The organism is Pedococcus sp. P2_E5 (assembly GCF_056403895.1).
Genome location: NZ_JBFUEP010000013.1, coordinates 64,582 through 80,399 on the forward strand (window position 1 = coordinate 64,582; position 15,818 = coordinate 80,399).

Below are 15,818 nucleotides of genomic sequence, written 5' to 3' on the forward strand. Positions count from 1 at the left end.
ATCCGCCACTTCGGGAGGTGCCCCTCCGCGCCTCCCGTAACGTCGGATCCAGTGATCTCCGTTGTCCACCAGAGTGCCGGGGGGTGGTGGGGGCCGGCATCGGTGAAACCACCGATATTGGTCAGCAGGTTTTCGATAGCCTGTCCGGATGCTGACTCCGTGCGTGGGTCGCGACGAGGTTCTCGATCGCCTCCGGCTTCTGCTCGGCAGCAACCGATGGGTGACGCTGACGGGCGCTCCCGGGTGTGGAAAGACCCTCGTGGCCCGGCACACCGCCAGCACCGCACCGGCCGTGGCCTGGGTCCCCGCCCACCGGCACTCGACGACCGAGTCGCTCGTCACCGCGTGTCTCGATGCCCTCGATGCCGAGGTCGCCCCGGGTGACTCGCCGACCTTGGCACTCAAGCGAGCCCTGGACGGTCGGGACACGCTGCTCGTGCTCGATGGCGTGGACGCGATCGAGGGGCTAGGCGGAGTGCTCAACGACCTCGTCGAGGACGCCGAGGACTGGAAGCTCCTGTGCACGGCGACGACCGTGGCGGGACGGCCCCACGAGCAGGTGCTGAAGCTGCCGCCGCTGCCCGTTCCGTCGACCCGCGGGACTCTGGAGGGTCCGGCCCTCGAGCTGTTGCTGGCCCGCGTGGCTGCCGCTGGGGGCCACTCCGTCGACCTCGACAAGCACGACGCCCTCCTGCGTCGGTTGTTGCGGGCCAGTGGCGGCCTGCCCTCGCTGGTGGAGCAGCTCGCCGTCCAGATCGCGCTGATCGGGGTCAGCGACGTGTCGCCGGCCGGCACGCTCGCCGAGGCCGTCCGTCGGTCCTACGACCTGCTCGACGCAGCGCAGCAGCAGTGCTTTCGGCGCCTCGCCGTGATCGGGCGTCCGCTCGGGCTCGATGTCCTCGCGGATGTGTGCGGCGTCAGCCGGCCCCAGGCCGTCCAGCTCGCGTCGGCCCTGGCCCGGCGCAGCCTCGTCGAGGTGCACCCCGACGGGAGCTTCGACCTGTTGCCACCGATGAGGGAGGTCGGTCGCGCCCTCGCCGAGGCCACGGACGATGCCCAGCAGTCCCTGACCGGCCTGCTCGCCTGGGCCGACCGGGTCATTCCGCAGGCCGTCAACGAAGGGTCGGCCGATGCGCCCTTCCTCGGCCAGCTGGCCCTCGTCGACACCGCCGTTCGACAGGCGTGCGCCGTCGAAGCCACCCGGCCGCGCGGTTACGCCATCGCCAACCGGGCCTTCCCGTCCCTCTCGGCCGCCATGCGGGCCCGTGAAGCCCTGGACATGATGGACGCCGCGCTGTCCAGCGGCGACGGGCCGCCCATCATCGGCTCGCAGCTGGCCCGCCGAGCCGGCATCTGCGCGTCCGAGGTGCGCGGCACCTATGAGGGACTCCGTCTGCTCCAGCGGTCCGAGGAGCACGCCAGCGCCCTGGACGGACCGATGCGCGATGTCGAGCTGGCCAGGACCGCGGCCATCCGTGCCGAGATGCACCTCGACGCCGGAAACCTGGTCGCGGCGCGTGCCGATGCCGAGCGAACCCTCGCCCTGGGTGGCGACGACCCCTACGTCATCCGTCAGGTCCGACGCACCCTCATGGACGTCTGCGTCTCGGCCGGCGACTTCGCCGAGGCCGAGAAGCTGGCAGCCGTCATCGTGGACTCACCCCCTCCGGACGAGGTGTGGATCGCGCTGTCCGCCCGCACGATGCAGGCCAAGATCGCCTGGGAGCAGGGGCGCCTGGTCGAGGCGGCGTCATTGGCGCTCTTCGCCCGCACCCAGGCCGAGGAGATCCGCGAGGACCGCATCGCGCTGCTCGCCGACACGATGCACCGCATGGTCTCGGGTGAGCCGGGCCTCGCCGTCGACGCCGAGACCCTGCCCTGGGCCGTCCGCCTGTGCGTCCAGCTCCAGGATGCCCGCGACCTGTTGGCGGCGGGCGACGTCAGTCGGGCCGCAGGAAGGGCCGCCGACATCGTCGTGCTGGCCGACAGCAGCAAGCTGGGACGCGACGCGGTCGAGGCCAGGCTGCTCGTGGCCGACGCCCTGATGTCACTCGGCGAACCGGCGCAGGCGCAGGCCTCCTACCTGTCCGTGCTGCGGCGGGCGGCCGAGGTCCCGATGCCGTTGCGGGCAGCCGACGCACTCGACGGCCTGGCGGCCATCGCCGCGGAGTCGGGCACGGCGGCATACCGGCCGGTTGCGGGGGCCGCGGCAGCGCTGCGCGCCAGCCGCCGTGCCGTGGGCCGTGACCGTCCGGGCGTCGCGTATGCCGCGGGGGCTCGTCGTGACTGTCCCACCGGGTGGCTCGAGGGCGGCCAGTTCACCGCGCAGGGTGTCACCGCGGTGGTGGCCCTGTTTGCCGGTCAGGTCGCGCCCGAGGCGTCGTCCTCACCGCTGCACGTGTTGACCAGGGCCGAGCGCGGCGTCGCCGAGCTCGTGGCCGAAGGGCTCACCAGCCGGCAGATCGCGGAGCAGCTGTTCGTGTCACCGCGTACGGTCGATGCCCACCTGTCGCACATCTTCCGCAAGCTCGAGATCGCCTCGCGCGCAAAGCTGGCGGCCCTGATGGTCGAGATCGCCTGAGCAGGCGACTGCGGTCGCGGCTCCGAATACTTCCTGTGCCGGACCTCACCTACCGCCTCGTCATCAGGCTCTGCCGCGCGTTGTTCCGCGCGTTCGACCTGCGGATCACGGTGTCCGGCGCCGATCGGCTGCCGACCGGGGGGCCGGTCGTCGTCGCCGCGAACCACAGCAGCTTCCTCGACTTCATGTTCGTCGGTCTGGCCGGGGTGCAGCGGGGCAGGCTGGTGCGGTTCATGGCCAAGGAGTCGGTCTTCCGGTCGCGACTGTCAGGTCCGCTGATGCGCGGGATGCGGCACCTTCCGGTCGATCGTGAGCATGGTGAGCTCGCGGCCCGGCAGGCGCTGCGGGCGTTGCGCGCCGGTGAGGTCGTGGGGGTCTATCCCGAGGCGACGATCGGGCGGGCGTTCGTGGTCAAGGAGCGCGCGGACTTCCGGCGCGGCGCGGCCTACCTCGCACTGGCGACCGGAGCGCCGCTGGTCCCGGTTGCCCACTGGGGCGTCCACCGCATCTTCACGGTCGACGGTCGCTACTCGCTGCGTCGCAGCAAGGCTGTGGACGTGCTGGTGGGCGAGCCGCTCGTGCCGCTGGTGGGGGAGACCGCGGAGGAGCTCACCGCGCGGTTGCACGACCGGCTGGCCACCATGGTCGACGAGCTCGTGGCGCGCTACCCCCAGCCGCCGGGCGATCCAGCCGGCGCCTGGTGGTGGCCCGCCTCACGAGGTGGCGCCGCGCCGACCGTCGACGTCGCGCGAGGTCTCGACGAAGCCGCCGTCCACAAGGCCGACACCCGCCCCTGACCCTGCCCCTGCCCCTGCGCTTCAAGGAACCTTTGCTAGCAAAGGTTCCTTGATGACGGACAGGTTGCAACCTGTCCGGGAACGAGCAACCTTTGCTAGCAAAGGTTAGGGAGACGGGGGTATGCCGCGGGGCTGGCCGCGCGGCATACCGCACCTCAGGCGACGGGTTGCGGCTCGGGGTCGGGGGTCGGCTCGGGCTCGATGGCTTCGGGCTCCGCCGGCTGGGGGTCGTCGCGGCGCTTGACGGCGGCGAGCAGCATCTGGGCGACGTCGACGACCTCGACGTCCTGGGCCTTGCCCTCGGACTGGGCGGCGGTGAGGCCGTCGGACATCATCACACGGCAGAAGGGGCAGCCGATGGCGATGCGTTCCGCACCGGTGCCGATGGCCTCGTCGGTGCGGTTGGTGTTGATCCGCGTGCCGAGCTTCTCCTCCATCCACATGCGGGCACCGCCGGCGCCGCAGCAGAACGACTTCTCCTTGGTGCGTTCCATCTCGCGCAGCTCGACACCGGGCAGGGCGCCGATGAGCTCGCGGGGCGGGGCGTAGACGCCGTTGTGCCGGCCGAGGTAGCAGGGGTCGTGGTAGGTCACGGTGCCCGCGGTGGAGGCGACGTCCTTGGTCGACGACTTGCCGGGCACGTCGGCGGGGCGGGCGACCGGGACGAGCTTCTTCTCGCGCACGAGCCGGTTGAGCAGCTGGGTGTGGTGGACGACCTCGTACTTGCCGCCGAGCTGGGGGTACTCGTTCTTGATGGTGTTGAAGCAGTGCGCGCAGGTGACGACGATCTTGGTCGCGCCGGCCTCGTTGAGGGTCTCGACGTTCTGCTGGGCGAGCATCTGGAAGAGGAACTCGTTGCCGGCCCGGCGGGCGGAGTCGCCGGTGCAGGACTCGCCGTCGCCGAGGATGGCGAAGGTGACCCCGGCCTGGTCGAGCAGCTCGGCCACGGCGCGGGTGGTCTTCTTGGCGCGGTCCTCGTAGGCGCCGGCGCAGCCGACCCAGAACAGGTAGTCCACGTCGTCGGCGGACTCGACGTCCTGGCCGAGGATCTTGACCTCGAACGGCAGGTCCTTGGCCCAGTCCAGCCGCGCGCGCGCCGCCATGCCCCACGGGTTGCCCTTGTTCTCGAGGTTCTTGAAGAGGCCGTTCAGCTCGTTGGGGAACGCCGACTCGATCAGCACCTGGTAGCGGCGCATGTCGACGATCGCATCGACGTGCTCGATGTCGACGGGGCACTGCTCGACGCAGGCGCCACAGGTGGTGCACGACCACAGCACGTCCTGGTCGATGACCGCGTCGGGTCCGTGCGGGTTGTAGGCCGCGAGCGGGTTCGTGATGTCGTAGCCGGTGTCGCCCACCAGCGGCAGCTCGGCCAGCGCGGCGGCGGACTCGCCCAGCTCCTCGCGCTCGGCCTCGGTGGCCAGCAGCCACGGGGCCTTGGCGTGCGCGTGGTCGCGCATCGCCATGACGAGCATCTTGGGCGACAGCGGCTTGTCGGTGTTCCAGGCGGGGCACTGGGACTGGCAGCGACCGCACTCGGTGCAGGTGGTGAAGTCGARCAGGCCCTTCCAGGTGAAGTCCTCGACCTTGCCGACCCCGAGCGCGGCGTCCTCGTCCATGTCCTCGATGTTCTCGAAGTCGACGGGCACGCCCTTGACCATCATCGGTTGGAGCTCGCCCAGGGAGGTGCGACCGTCGGCGTGGCGCTTGAGGAAGATGTTGAAGAACGCGAGGAACCGGTGCCACGCGACGCCCATGGTGGGCTGCAGCGAGATGGTGATCATCCACGCGAACGAGATGAGGATCTTCACCGCGGCGACGACCACGATGACGTTCTCGAGGCGGGACACGGACCAGCCCTTGAACCCCTCGCCCAGCCAGCCGGTCAGCGGGTAGTGCAACGCGTTCGCGTGCCCCACCGCAGTGGTCCCCTGGGTGCCGCCGTTGAAGTCCAGCGCGTACTCCAGCGCGCGCAGGCTGATGATGCAGACCGTGACACCCAGGATCGTGGCCTCGACGTAGTAGGCCTGCCAGAAGCTCGACCCGAAGAAGCGCGACCGGCGCCCGCCCTCGCCCGCCGCCGACCGCGGGTGGTTCTTCTGGCGGATCGCGATCAGGGCGATGATCCCGACCAGACCGGTCCAGGCGAAGAACTCCGTGACCCACTCGTACAGGAAGAAGTGGCCGATGACCGGCAGCGCGAAGTCAGCCTTGACCAGCTGCCCGAACGCGTTGAGCAGCGTGAAGAACAGCACCCCGAAGCTGATCATCGTGAACCAGTGCGCCACCGCTACGACCGGCAGCCGCGACATCCGGGTGTGCCCCAGGAACTCGCGCAGCAGCGTCACCGTCCTCGCGCCCTTGTCGTCCGTGCGGGTCCCGTCGGGCTGACCCAGGCGGAAGACGGCGAGGAACTGCCGGATGACTCGTGCGAACAGGGCGATCCCCACCAGGGCGACCACTCCGCAGACGACGAGCGCGACGATCTCGAGCGCAGACATGGCCGTCACTCTACTGGCTGGTAAGCGCCTGCTTACCCCGATTGTGAGCAGGCTCAATGCCGCGGCGACCAGGCTCAAAGCCGCGTCGTATGCCGTGCGCCGCGTTTTCGTTGCCCGCCACGTGGGCGAGCGTTGCCAGATTGCATAACGATCTGTTGGAATACGCATAACGTCTGGTTCGCTGAACAGGACGAACGTCCACGTCCGCGCGCACGGCAGGCGCGCGGCATACGAACGCAAGGGGAAGCCCGCATGCCCATCTATGACGACGTCACCCAGCTCATCGGCAACACGCCCTTGGTGCGGATCAACCGGTTGATCGACAGCGAGGCCACCGTCGCGGCGAAGCTGGAGTTCTACAACCCGGCCTCGTCCGTCAAGGACCGCATCGGCGTCTCCATCATCGACGCGGCCGAAGCCGCCGGTGAGCTGAAGCCGGGGGGCACCATCGTCGAAGCCACCTCGGGCAACACGGGGATCGCGCTGGCCATGGTCGGTGCGGCCCGCGGCTACAACGTCGTGCTCACGATGCCCGAGACGATGAGCAAGGAGCGCCGGGCGCTGCTGCGTGCCTACGGCGCCGAGCTCGTCCTCACCGAGGGTGCGCTGGGCATGAAGGGCGCCGTGGCCAAGTCCGAGGAGATCGCGGCAGAGCGCGGGGGGATCCTCGCGCGGCAGTTCGCCAACGAGGCCAACCCGGAGATCCACCGCAAGACGACGGCAGAGGAGATCTGGAAGGACACCGACGGCCAGGTCGACATCGTCGTCGCCGGCATCGGCACGGGCGGCACCATCACCGGCGTCGGACAGGTCCTCAAGGCGCGCAAGCCCGGCGTGCAGATCGTCGCTGTCGAGCCGGCCGAGTCGCCGATCCTGAACGGCGGTGAGCCGGGCCCGCACAAGATCCAGGGCATCGGCGCCAACTTCGTGCCCGAGATCCTCGACCGCACCGTCTACGACGAGGTCATCGACATCAACGCCGAGACGGCCGTCGAGTGGGCCAAGCGCGCGGCCAAGGAGGAGGGCCTGCTCGTCGGGATCTCCTCGGGTGCGGCGCTCGCGGCGGCAGACCAGGTCGCCAGGCGTCCTGAGAGCGCCGGCAAGACGATCGTCGTCATCATCCCGTCGTTCGGTGAGCGCTACCTGTCGACGATCCTCTTCTCCGACCTGCTCGACTGACCGACCCGACCCAAGGTGGCGCTTCTTCCGTGACCCTCGCCCTGTACGCCCGGCGCGCGCGCAGCCGCATCGTCGACGACCTCGACGCCGCGATCGCCCGCGACCCGGCCGCGACGTCGCGCGTTGACGTCGCGCTGAACTCGCCCGGGCTGCACGCGATCTGGGCCTACCGGTTCGCCCACCGCCTGTGGTTGCGTGGCGGCTGGGCGAAGTCGGTGGCCCGTGTCGTCATGACGGTGGTGCGCTCGGTCACGGGGGTCGAGATCCACCCCGGTGCCGTGATCGGCCACCGGTTCTTCATCGACCACGGGATGGGCGTCGTGATCGGCGAGACGGCCGAGGTCGGAGACGACGTGATGCTCTACCACGGCGTCACGCTGGGTGGTCGCTCGTTGCAGCGCGTCAAGCGGCACCCCACCGTCGGGTCGCGGGTCACGATCGGGGCAGGCGCCCGCATCCTCGGTCCGGTCTACATCGGTGACGACGTGCAGATCGGCGCGAACTCCGTGGTGGTCAAAGACGTTCCGGCTGGGGCGATTGCCACGGGAATTCCGGCCGTGATCCGCTTCCCGCAGGGCCACGAGGACCCCTACGAAGCCATGTTCAAGGACCCCGCCCTCTGGATCTGAGCCGGTTCCGGCCGCCAGTCGGTGCCGTAGAGGCAGAAGGCGCCCGCGCCCGGGTGGGCGGTCAGCGTCGCGGCCAGGGCCTCGGACGCGGAGTCGCCGTCCGCCAGGTGCCGGTGGTAGGTCCCCATCGCATCAGCCGCAGCGGCATCTGACACCGGCGCAACCGGCGCGACGACGCTGCGCACGCCGAGCGCCATCAGTGCGGCCGTGAGCCCGAGGGGCTCGTCCCCGGGGCGGGGGTCTAGCCGTCCCACGTCGCACGCCGACAGCACGACGTGGTGCGCCGTCGCCTGTCTCGGTAGCTCGTGCGCGAAGACCGGGCCGTCGGCCATGCGCAACGACGAGAACCACGGGCTCTGGCGTTCGTGGGTGCCGTGCGCCGCCACGTGGACCAGGCCGGCACCCGACAAGGCGTCCCGCACCGTCTGCGCGGTCGCCCCCTCGTGACGGGTCGCCAGGGCGCCGACCCTCTCCCAGGCCTCGGTCACCGCGGCCGCCTCTGCGGCAGCGCGCTCGAGCCTCGGCCCCGTCAGCGTCGTGACCCTGAGCCGCTCCACCGGAAGGCTCTCGGCCGAGAGCAGAGGGGAGGACCAACGGGTCACCGATGGGGCGATCGTGACCGGACGGCCCGAGAGGCTGGGCAGCATCCCCCAGGGCACCGCCATGAGCGTTCGCCCGGGCACCACGACGACGGGTCCGTCGGACAGCTGAACGGCGGCAAAGAGCCGCTGGTCGAGCGCAGCCWGGGAGCCGGCCGCGGCGCGGCCGACGGCCGCCTCCAGGGCCGGGTTGGTGCCGGCGAACGCGTGCGCGTGCAGGTCCCGCGTGAGCCGGTCCGCCAGAGCCGCGACCTCGGCGGCCGGTCCCACGTGGTGGAGCCGGGTCCCCTTGGCCGTCACGACCAGGACGTACTCCTCTCCGTCCTGTGCGACCCAGACCAAGGCCTGTTCGCCACGGGACCCGAGCAGCTCCCGGGTGGCGGCATGCCCGACCGGGGCCACGGCGGCCGCGCCACCGTCGGACTCGGCCCGCGACCAGTCCAGACGGCTGACCTCCCACTCGAGCTCGGCGGCGCGGGCGCGCTGACGAGCCCCCTCCTCGCCGGGCGCGGCTCCCTCACGACGGGCCTGGCGCAGCTCGGCGACCAGCTCGGCCGACCGCCCGTCCTCCGGTGTGGACAGCAGAGGCAGGCGGTGGGACACCGCGCGCCAGCGCTCCACGGCGTCGAAGACCCGCACGGGCGACCCGCTCGCGAGGGCATCGTTGACGTCGAAGTCCGCGATCCGGCGACCGTGCAGGGCCAGGGCCGACCGGATCTCGACGCTCTGGCTCGGTGCCTGCCGCCCGGTCAGTCGGTGCATGGCCGAGCGGACCGCCCTGCGGGACGCAGTCGTATCGCCCTGTGCCGCAGCCACTTTCGCGACCAGCAGGCGGTCGTGCATGTCGGCGGCGAACCCCTGGCGCACCCGTCCCCGAAGCCGCTGCACGGCATACCCGGCCTCGGCGACCTGCCCCCGCAGCAACAAGGCCTCGACGTGCACCCGCGCAGCGAGGCGCTCGTCGGGCGTGACCGGTCGGTCGACGCCCAACCACGGCGCGAGGGTGCGGTCGAGTGCGCGGGGCACGACCCCCTCGGTCACCGCGACCCAGGCGCGCAGCAGTGCGGCGCTCCGCTGGCGCTCGCCGGCCCCCCTGGCGCGGAAGGCCGCCACGGCGGCGTCGAGGTGGTCGCGGGCGGTCGAGAGGTCGTCGCGCAGCAGCGCGGTCGTCGCGAGGTCGAGCCGCAGGTCGGCCTCCTCGAGGCGGTGGCGGTCGCGCCTGGCCTCGTCGAGAGCGCGGGTCAGCGTCTCGCGCGCCTGGTCGAGCAGCCCGACCTCGAGCAGGACCAGCGCCAGGTCGTGCTGTGCCCTCACCCGGCCGACCTGCACGTCCATCTCGTCGGCCTCGCGCATCAGGCGGATGGCCTCGGGGAGCCGGCCCGCGTAGTACTCGAGGCAGCCGAGGTTGTGGCGGACCTTGAACTCCTGCTCGACCAGCCCGTGCTCCACGCTGACCTCGAGCGCGGTCATGAGGTCGGTGCGGGCCGGTCCGAGCTCGAGCAGGGAGAGGTGGGCCAGCCCCGCGTTGATCCGGGCCGCGACCTCCTCGCCCGGGACGAGCAACCCGTCCGTGTCGCCGAGCCTGTCCAGGGCGCTGAGGGCCGCCCGCCAGTCCTGGCAGGAGACGTGGACGACTGCCTCCTGGATCCAGCTCAGTGCGCGCAGCCGGGCCGAGTCGCTCTGCTCGCGCGACTCGGCGAGCATCGCCAGGGCCTGGTCCAGTCCGTGCAGCGCCAGGGTCGGCCAGGCCAGGGTGATGAGCAGCCGCGACCGCGTCGACACCCGCTCCTCGCCATCCAGGCGCTCCGCCAGCACGAGGGCGCGGCGGAGGCTGCGCTCGGCGTCACGGAACCGACCGATCTCGTTGAGGTTCCGCGCTCGGGCCAGGAGCTCGGCGACCTGGTGGTCAGCAACCTCGATGTCGTACCTCAGATCTCGATGGCGGGAGTGATGACCGGGCGGCTCTGCGGGTCGTCGAGCCGCCGCATGACGAGGTGGACGAGCCCGCGCTCGACGGACGCGAAGGTGAAGCGGCCGGCGTCATCGGTCGTGGTCTCCTGGGTTCGTGACCGTTCGCGCAGCTCGACGTGCGTGGGTCCGGTGGTGACCCAGCCGCTCAGCCGGGCGCCACCGCCGTCGACCATCTCGATGGTGATCATGGCGCTGAGCTGGTCGCTGGAGAACGTGATGGTGCCAGCCCGGTCGTACTGCGTGGAGCGCACGCCGGCGAGCTCGGCCGTCGTCGTCGTGATCTCGGCGACCTCCGCCTCGAGGGCGGCCACGGACATCGCGAACTTGGCCCGCTCGGCCAGGCCGCCCGGCACGGGGTCGCTCGCCTGCAGGATGGTCCGGAGCGTCGCGAGGGCCCTGAGGTCCTGGTCGTCGATGTCGCCGAGTGCCGCGGCCTCCCAGTCGCCGTCGCCGCTCACACCGTCGCCGCTGATGACGTCGTCGCTCATGACGTCGCCCATCCCGAGTCGCCGAGCAGGGCACTTCGGAGCTTGGCCAGGCATCGGCCGCGGGTGGGCCCGATGCTGCCGACGGGCATGCCGAGCGCGTCGGCGACCTGCGCGTAGTCAGGTCGGTCGGCGAGGGCGATGACGCGCAGCAGCTGCTGACAGCGCTCGGGCAGATCCTTGAAGTGGCGCCACAGCAGGCCCTGCTCCTGGCTGCGCACGACGACCTCGGCCGGTTCGTCCCTGGTCGTGGCGACCTCGGGCATCGCATCCCCCATGTCCTCGCGGACGTCCTCGCGCCGCGCCCGCTTGGACACGGCCCAGGCCTCGCGTCGGGTGGTGGTGAGCAGCCACTTCAGCACGCCCTGGGGGTCGGTGATCCCCGACGCGTGCTGGACCAGCGCCAACCACGTGTTCTGCACGACGTCCTCGGCCTGCGGGGCGCTGAGCCCCTGCGCCCGGGCGGTGTGCCAGAGCAGCGTGGTGGTGTTGTCCACCAGCTGCGACATCGCCTCCGGTCGACCGTCGCGGTAGTCGGCGAACGCGCGTGCTGCCAGCTCGGCGAGGCTGCGGGTGCCGCCCTCTGCGTGCATCACCGCTCGCCGTCCTCGAGCGTCGCGATGGCCTTGGCCAGCCCCTCGACCCGTGCCTTCGAGAGTGCCTCGGCCCGAGCCCTCCGATCGGTGCTCTCGGCCCGAGCCTTCGGGTCGGTGCCCTCAGCCTTCGGGTCGGTGACTTCGCACCATTCCTCCCCGACGAGGCTGGCGGCCAGGTCACCGGCATACGCAGGCGCTGCGAACGAGGTGYCGCTCCAGAGGGCGAACCCGCTCGAGTAGTCGTCGGGGTCGCACGACCCGCGCAGCGGGCGGGCTGCCGCCGGGTCAGGTGCGGCGGGCTGTAGCAGGACCGACTGCAGGCTGCCGTTGAACGTGATCGGCATGGTGCTCACGACCGCGGTCCCACACCGATAGGTGCGAACCCACGGACCGGTGTTGGAGAACACCGACACCGTGCGGCCGTCGGGGTTGTGGGAGCCGACGCTCATGACGGGCAGGTCGAAGCCGCCCGCGACCGCGAAGGCTGCGGGGTAGAACTCGTGGTTGGTGCCGCCGTTACCGGCGGCGGCCACCACCGCGACGCCGGTGCCGGCCAGCGCCCTGAGGATGCCGCAGAACGCCGGCTCGTCGTCGAACGCCCCGGGCGTCTCGTGGTAGTAGCCGAGCGAGAGCGACAGGACGTCGATCGCCGGCCCCTTGTCGACGTCGGAGTGGGCGAGCAGCTGGCGGACGTAGAGGAGTCCGAGCGTCTCCACGAGGAAGGCCTCGTCGGTCACGCCGTCGCCGTGCATGACGGGGACGATCATCAGCGTGGCCTCGGGGCAGCGTTGCCGCACCACGCCGGCGATGAACGTGCCGTGGCCGGCCAACGGATCGAGCAGGCCGTTGACCCGGTCGAGGGTGCAGCCCGACACTTCCGGGTCGTCGGCGGGGCTGAAGCGCTCGCCGATGGGTATGCCGTCGACCGTGACGTTCCGGATGACGCCGTAGCCGAACCAGGAGTGCTGCCCGAGTCCGGTGTCGAGCAGTGCGACGACCGGGCCGTTCGTCGCGCCCTCGGCGTCGCCCGCTGCCTCTCCCTGGGGCGCGGGTCCCGGACCTGCCCACACCACCGGGCAGCGGGGCGAGGGCCCGCCGCCGGGCATCTGCACGTCGCCGTCTCCCACGCCCGAGCCGTAGCCGACCCCGGAGCCGTAGCCGACGCCAGAGCCGTAGCCGACCCCGGAGCCGTAGCCGACGCCAGAGCCGTAGCCCACGCCCGAGCCGTAACCCACGCCAGAGCCGTAGCCCGACGCTGTCACGATGTGGCTGAGGCTCACGGACTTCGCCGACTCCGGGTCCTCCGCGCGCAGGGTCTGCAGGATCAGCCAGGCGTCCGGGGCCACGACGGGACGGTCCGGCAAGGGACGGAACTCCACCGTCGTGGAGACGGCGGTGTCGACCTGGCCCACGAGCTCGTTCTGTGCGACCAACGCCTCGAACCGCGCGTCCCGCTTGGCGTCGGCGTAGTAGCCCAGCCGCTCGGCGATCGCCGAGAGTGCGCTGATCGGACCGCGCGCGGACTCCGTGGCCAGTCCGCGCACGAGCAGGCGGTTCCCGGCATAGAGGGTGGGCGCGAGGGCGTCGTCACCATCGAGCCGCACGGCCTTGGCGGGGTCGAGCACGCGCACGTCCAGGCGCCGCGCCGCCGAGCGCGGGATCGCGACCCAGGGTGTGGGTCCCGGTCCAGGGGACGGCGGGGGGGCTGATGCGGCCATCGGATCTCCTGAGGGTCGTGCCGACCACGCGTGCGGTGTTCAGCGTAGTGAGGGAATGCGTCATCTGACAGGAGAACGAGACGGGCTGGTTGATACCGGACAGCCCCCGAGAACTCGCCGGCAAGAATTCTTCGACGTCGATGTATCAGCGGCCCGGCAGCCGACTCTTGTCCAGTGTCAGACCTGGTCGGGGGACCGAGGAGGGCACAACGGAGAGGACGCCAATGTCGTGCAGGACCTGTCGCAGGGGTCGACGGGTCCGGGCGATGAAGGACCGCTGGTCACAGGGGTGCCAGCGGGCTGGGCGGCAGTTCGTGGGGGCGTGCTGCCGTCCCGCCCTTCGGGGCGCGTCGCCGGGTAGGTCAGGTTGTGGAAGGTGCTGGTCAGGGGTTCCCAGCACGCGCCCAGCCGGACCTCCTCGGCGACGCCGTTGAGTCCAGCAACACAGAAGCGRCACGGCATACCGGACTCCGTATGCCGTGCCGCTTCCGTTGTGCCTCGGGTGCCGTGCGCCCGTGTGGGCTGTCGCCCGCTGGTCAGGGCAGCTTGCCCGGCCCCGGTCCGAAGCCGGTGGTGTCGGCGTGCAGCCGCCCGTCGGTCCCGCGGTGCAGGGTCTCCGGGAGCTCCTCACCAGTGAGGCGCTCCTTGGCGCTGGCACCAGCGGTCTTGGCGACGTCACCGATCTTGGCCGCCACGAGGGGCGCCTGGTCCTTCACGACCTGCTTGACGGTGTCGACGCGGGACTGCACCGTGTCACTGCCCCACACGCGGTCGGTCTGGGTCTTGATCTGCTGGTAACGCTTCTGACCGGCCTTGGCCCCGAGCACGTAGCCCGCAGCGAGACCGGCGAGGAAGGTGAGCTTTGCCATGGTTCGCATCCTTTGGTCGGTTCCTTCGACCTTAACAAAGACGCTGGTCAGCGGCCTGCCGGGTGGACGCCAGCACGGAGTCGAGCAGGTCGCGCGTGTGCGGCTCGTCCAGCACCTCCCCGATCCACGCGACCGAGTCCGCGCGGTCCGGTGAACGCGGGTTGGGTTGCAGCCAGTCGGTGGCCGCCAGCTCGGTGATGTGGCCGAGCTGCGCGATCAGCATCGAGAAGTGGCCTCGTCGGCTCACTGTGGCCGGCCCCCCGGCGTCGCGGTAGGCGTTGACCAGCGCTCGCGTCCGACCGGGGTCCGAGCGGCCGAACTCGAAGAGCACGCACCCGAGCTCCTGGCTCGGATCGGCCGGCCCGCTGTTCTCCCAGTCGATGACGCACAGACCGCCATCGGCAGTCGGCAGGACGTTGTCGGCCCAGAGGTCGCGGTGACAGGTCGCGATCGTCTGCGGTGTTTCGATCCAGGACTCCAGGGCGACGAGCTCGTCACGCAGGTCGGCCAGTCTGCGGGCGAACGGCGCCCCCGCGTCCTGGAGCTGTTGGACCAGTCGGTCCCAGCGGTCGGCTCCCACTGGCTCGCGGTACCACGGGTCGATCTGGCCCGGGTCGACGACCGAGACGGCGGTGTCACCGACTGAGACGCCGACCGGGACTTCGACCGAAACCTTGTGCAGGGCGGCCACGACCGCGCCGACCTGCGCGGGATCGAGGTGGGTGTCGGGTGGACACAGGTCGACCCACTCGTACACCCGTGCCTGTCTGCCGCGCAGGCTGGCGAACACCAGGCCGTCCTCGGTCCGACGCACCTGCGGTGTCGGGACGCCTTCGGCGTGGGCCGCTTCCTGGAACGTCGTCGCCAGCCGCACCTCCTCTTCCGTCGACGGGTGGAAGGGCACCTTCACCGCCCAGGTGCCGTCCGTCGTCTCGAGCCGCCACACCACGCCCTGTCTGCCGCGCGCGACGGGGCCGTCGGACAGCCTCGCGGCGCCACCCAGTGCGAAGCGTCGCGCCAGCTCGTCCGCATCCACCCGGCCATTCGAGCACGCCACCGTCGAGGAGGCGACTGCTGGGGGACCGCCCGCGTGGGGGACCGCGACGCGGTCGTGCGGTGCCGCGCGGTGACGAGCGATACCGTGTCCCCTGGTCCTGCGGGTATGCCGCGCGGCCAAGGAGGGCTCGCATAGTGGCCTAGTGCGGCGGTCTTGAAAACCGCTATGGGGTTACACCCATCGTGGGTTCGAATCCCACGCCCTCCGCGCGCAGCTCCGCCGGGCGCGGAGCGAGCCTGCGGACCCTGCGGATGCGACGGGTCTCGTCGACTTGGGTCTGCGCCTGACTAGCCACAAGGGGTCAGGTCAGCCGGTGGATATGGCGTAGGGGTGGTGCGCGCTTGGGGTGATCTGCCCTGCCCTGGTGGGTCGCTACGTTGGCGATCAGGTCCTTCGCACTCACGTCGGAAGGTCGCCTGAGGGCGACACGCCGAGGCGGTCGAGGCCGTCCGGTGGTGCCGCGTGCGAAATGCCTTGAATAGACGGAGAATTGCCATCGCGACCTCATCAATTCGGGTGCACTCATACGCGAATTGAACGATCCTGAGGAGTAGGACCGGCCGTTAGCGTGTGTGGTCGGGGGAATGAGGCGTCCGCCTTCGGGCGGCGGGCCGGAGGCCGGGCAACCCTGCAGCCCGGCCTTCGTGCCGTCCGGTGCGTCGTGGCGTCAAGGGTCGCGTCAGCGGGCCCGCGCTGGTCGCCCACCCGCGAGGGCCGCCTCGGCGAGGGCCTGCGCGAGGCCGTCGAGGCTCTCGGGGTCGTCCCCCGCCGCGCCCACGGTTACCCGCAGGTGCCCACCGCCCGCCGGCGCGCCGTCCGGGGGGCCGAGCCGGAAG

The 15,818-nt window shown here is 71.2% G+C and carries 11 protein-coding genes and 1 tRNA gene; 5 read left to right on the forward strand and 7 right to left on the reverse strand.

Annotation, left to right across the window (positions count from 1 at the left end; genetic code table 11):
* Positions 1–148 precede the first annotated feature (148 nt).
* A complete protein-coding gene (locus tag AC1DVZ_RS06225; protein WP_477617310.1) occupies positions 149–2,581 on the forward strand; it encodes a LuxR C-terminal-related transcriptional regulator in 2,433 nt (810 codons plus the stop codon).
* A 35-nt stretch (positions 2,582–2,616) separates the two neighbouring features.
* Positions 2,617–3,378 (forward strand): lysophospholipid acyltransferase family protein, encoded by a 762-nt coding sequence (locus tag AC1DVZ_RS06230; RefSeq protein ID WP_477617311.1) that lies wholly within the window; start codon positions 2,617–2,619, stop codon positions 3,376–3,378.
* A 155-nt stretch (positions 3,379–3,533) separates the two neighbouring features.
* Here the strand turns inward: AC1DVZ_RS06230 and AC1DVZ_RS06235 are convergent, their stop codons facing one another.
* A complete protein-coding gene (locus tag AC1DVZ_RS06235; protein ID WP_477617312.1) occupies positions 3,534–5,879 on the reverse strand; it encodes a (Fe-S)-binding protein in 2,346 nt (781 codons plus the stop codon).
* Positions 5,880–6,131: 252 nt separating this feature from the next.
* On the opposite strand from AC1DVZ_RS06235, the gene cysK reads away from it, so the two are divergent.
* Both cysK and cysE read left to right on the forward strand, forming a co-directional pair.
* The gene (gene cysK, locus AC1DVZ_RS06240) at positions 6,132–7,058 is read left to right on the forward strand and encodes a cysteine synthase A (protein ID WP_477617313.1); all 927 of its coding nucleotides are present in this window, start codon (positions 6,132–6,134) and stop codon (positions 7,056–7,058) included.
* 29 nt (positions 7,059–7,087) lie between these two features.
* A complete protein-coding gene (cysE, locus tag AC1DVZ_RS06245) occupies positions 7,088–7,687 on the forward strand; it encodes a serine O-acetyltransferase (RefSeq protein ID WP_477617314.1) in 600 nt (199 codons plus the stop codon).
* On the opposite strand, the gene AC1DVZ_RS06250 is transcribed toward cysE, so the two are convergent.
* The 6 genes from AC1DVZ_RS06250 to AC1DVZ_RS06275 all read right to left on the reverse strand — a co-directional run bounded on the left by AC1DVZ_RS06250 (position 7,648) and on the right by AC1DVZ_RS06275 (position 14,961).
* On the reverse strand, positions 7,648–10,101 hold the full coding sequence (locus tag AC1DVZ_RS06250) for a CHAT domain-containing protein (protein WP_477617315.1): 2,454 nt from the start codon (positions 10,099–10,101) through the stop codon (positions 7,648–7,650). The genes cysE and AC1DVZ_RS06250 overlap by 40 nt on opposite strands.
* 113 nt (positions 10,102–10,214) lie before the next feature.
* Positions 10,215–10,745 (reverse strand): hypothetical protein, encoded by a 531-nt coding sequence (locus AC1DVZ_RS06255; protein ID WP_477617316.1) that lies wholly within the window; start codon positions 10,743–10,745, stop codon positions 10,215–10,217.
* The gene (locus tag AC1DVZ_RS06260) at positions 10,742–11,335 is read right to left on the reverse strand and encodes an RNA polymerase sigma factor (RefSeq protein WP_477617321.1); all 594 of its coding nucleotides are present in this window, start codon (positions 11,333–11,335) and stop codon (positions 10,742–10,744) included. Before AC1DVZ_RS06260 ends, AC1DVZ_RS06255 begins: the two co-directional genes overlap by 4 nt.
* The gene (locus tag AC1DVZ_RS06265; protein ID WP_477617317.1) at positions 11,335–13,056 is read right to left on the reverse strand and encodes a S8/S53 family peptidase; all 1,722 of its coding nucleotides are present in this window, start codon (positions 13,054–13,056) and stop codon (positions 11,335–11,337) included. Before AC1DVZ_RS06265 ends, AC1DVZ_RS06260 begins: the two co-directional genes overlap by 1 nt.
* Before the next feature lie 536 nt (positions 13,057–13,592).
* Positions 13,593–13,925, reverse strand: a complete 333-nt coding sequence (locus AC1DVZ_RS06270) for a YtxH domain-containing protein (RefSeq protein WP_477617318.1) — start codon at positions 13,923–13,925, stop codon at positions 13,593–13,595.
* A 31-nt stretch (positions 13,926–13,956) separates the two neighbouring features.
* Entirely contained in the window at positions 13,957–14,961 is a 1,005-nt protein-coding gene (locus tag AC1DVZ_RS06275) for a phosphotransferase enzyme family protein (RefSeq protein ID WP_477617319.1), read from the reverse strand.
* A 141-nt stretch (positions 14,962–15,102) separates the two neighbouring features.
* Between AC1DVZ_RS06275 and AC1DVZ_RS06280 the strand changes: the two genes are divergently transcribed.
* Positions 15,103–15,189: transfer RNA gene (locus tag AC1DVZ_RS06280), tRNA-Ser, on the forward strand.
* Positions 15,190–15,818 lie beyond the last annotated feature (629 nt).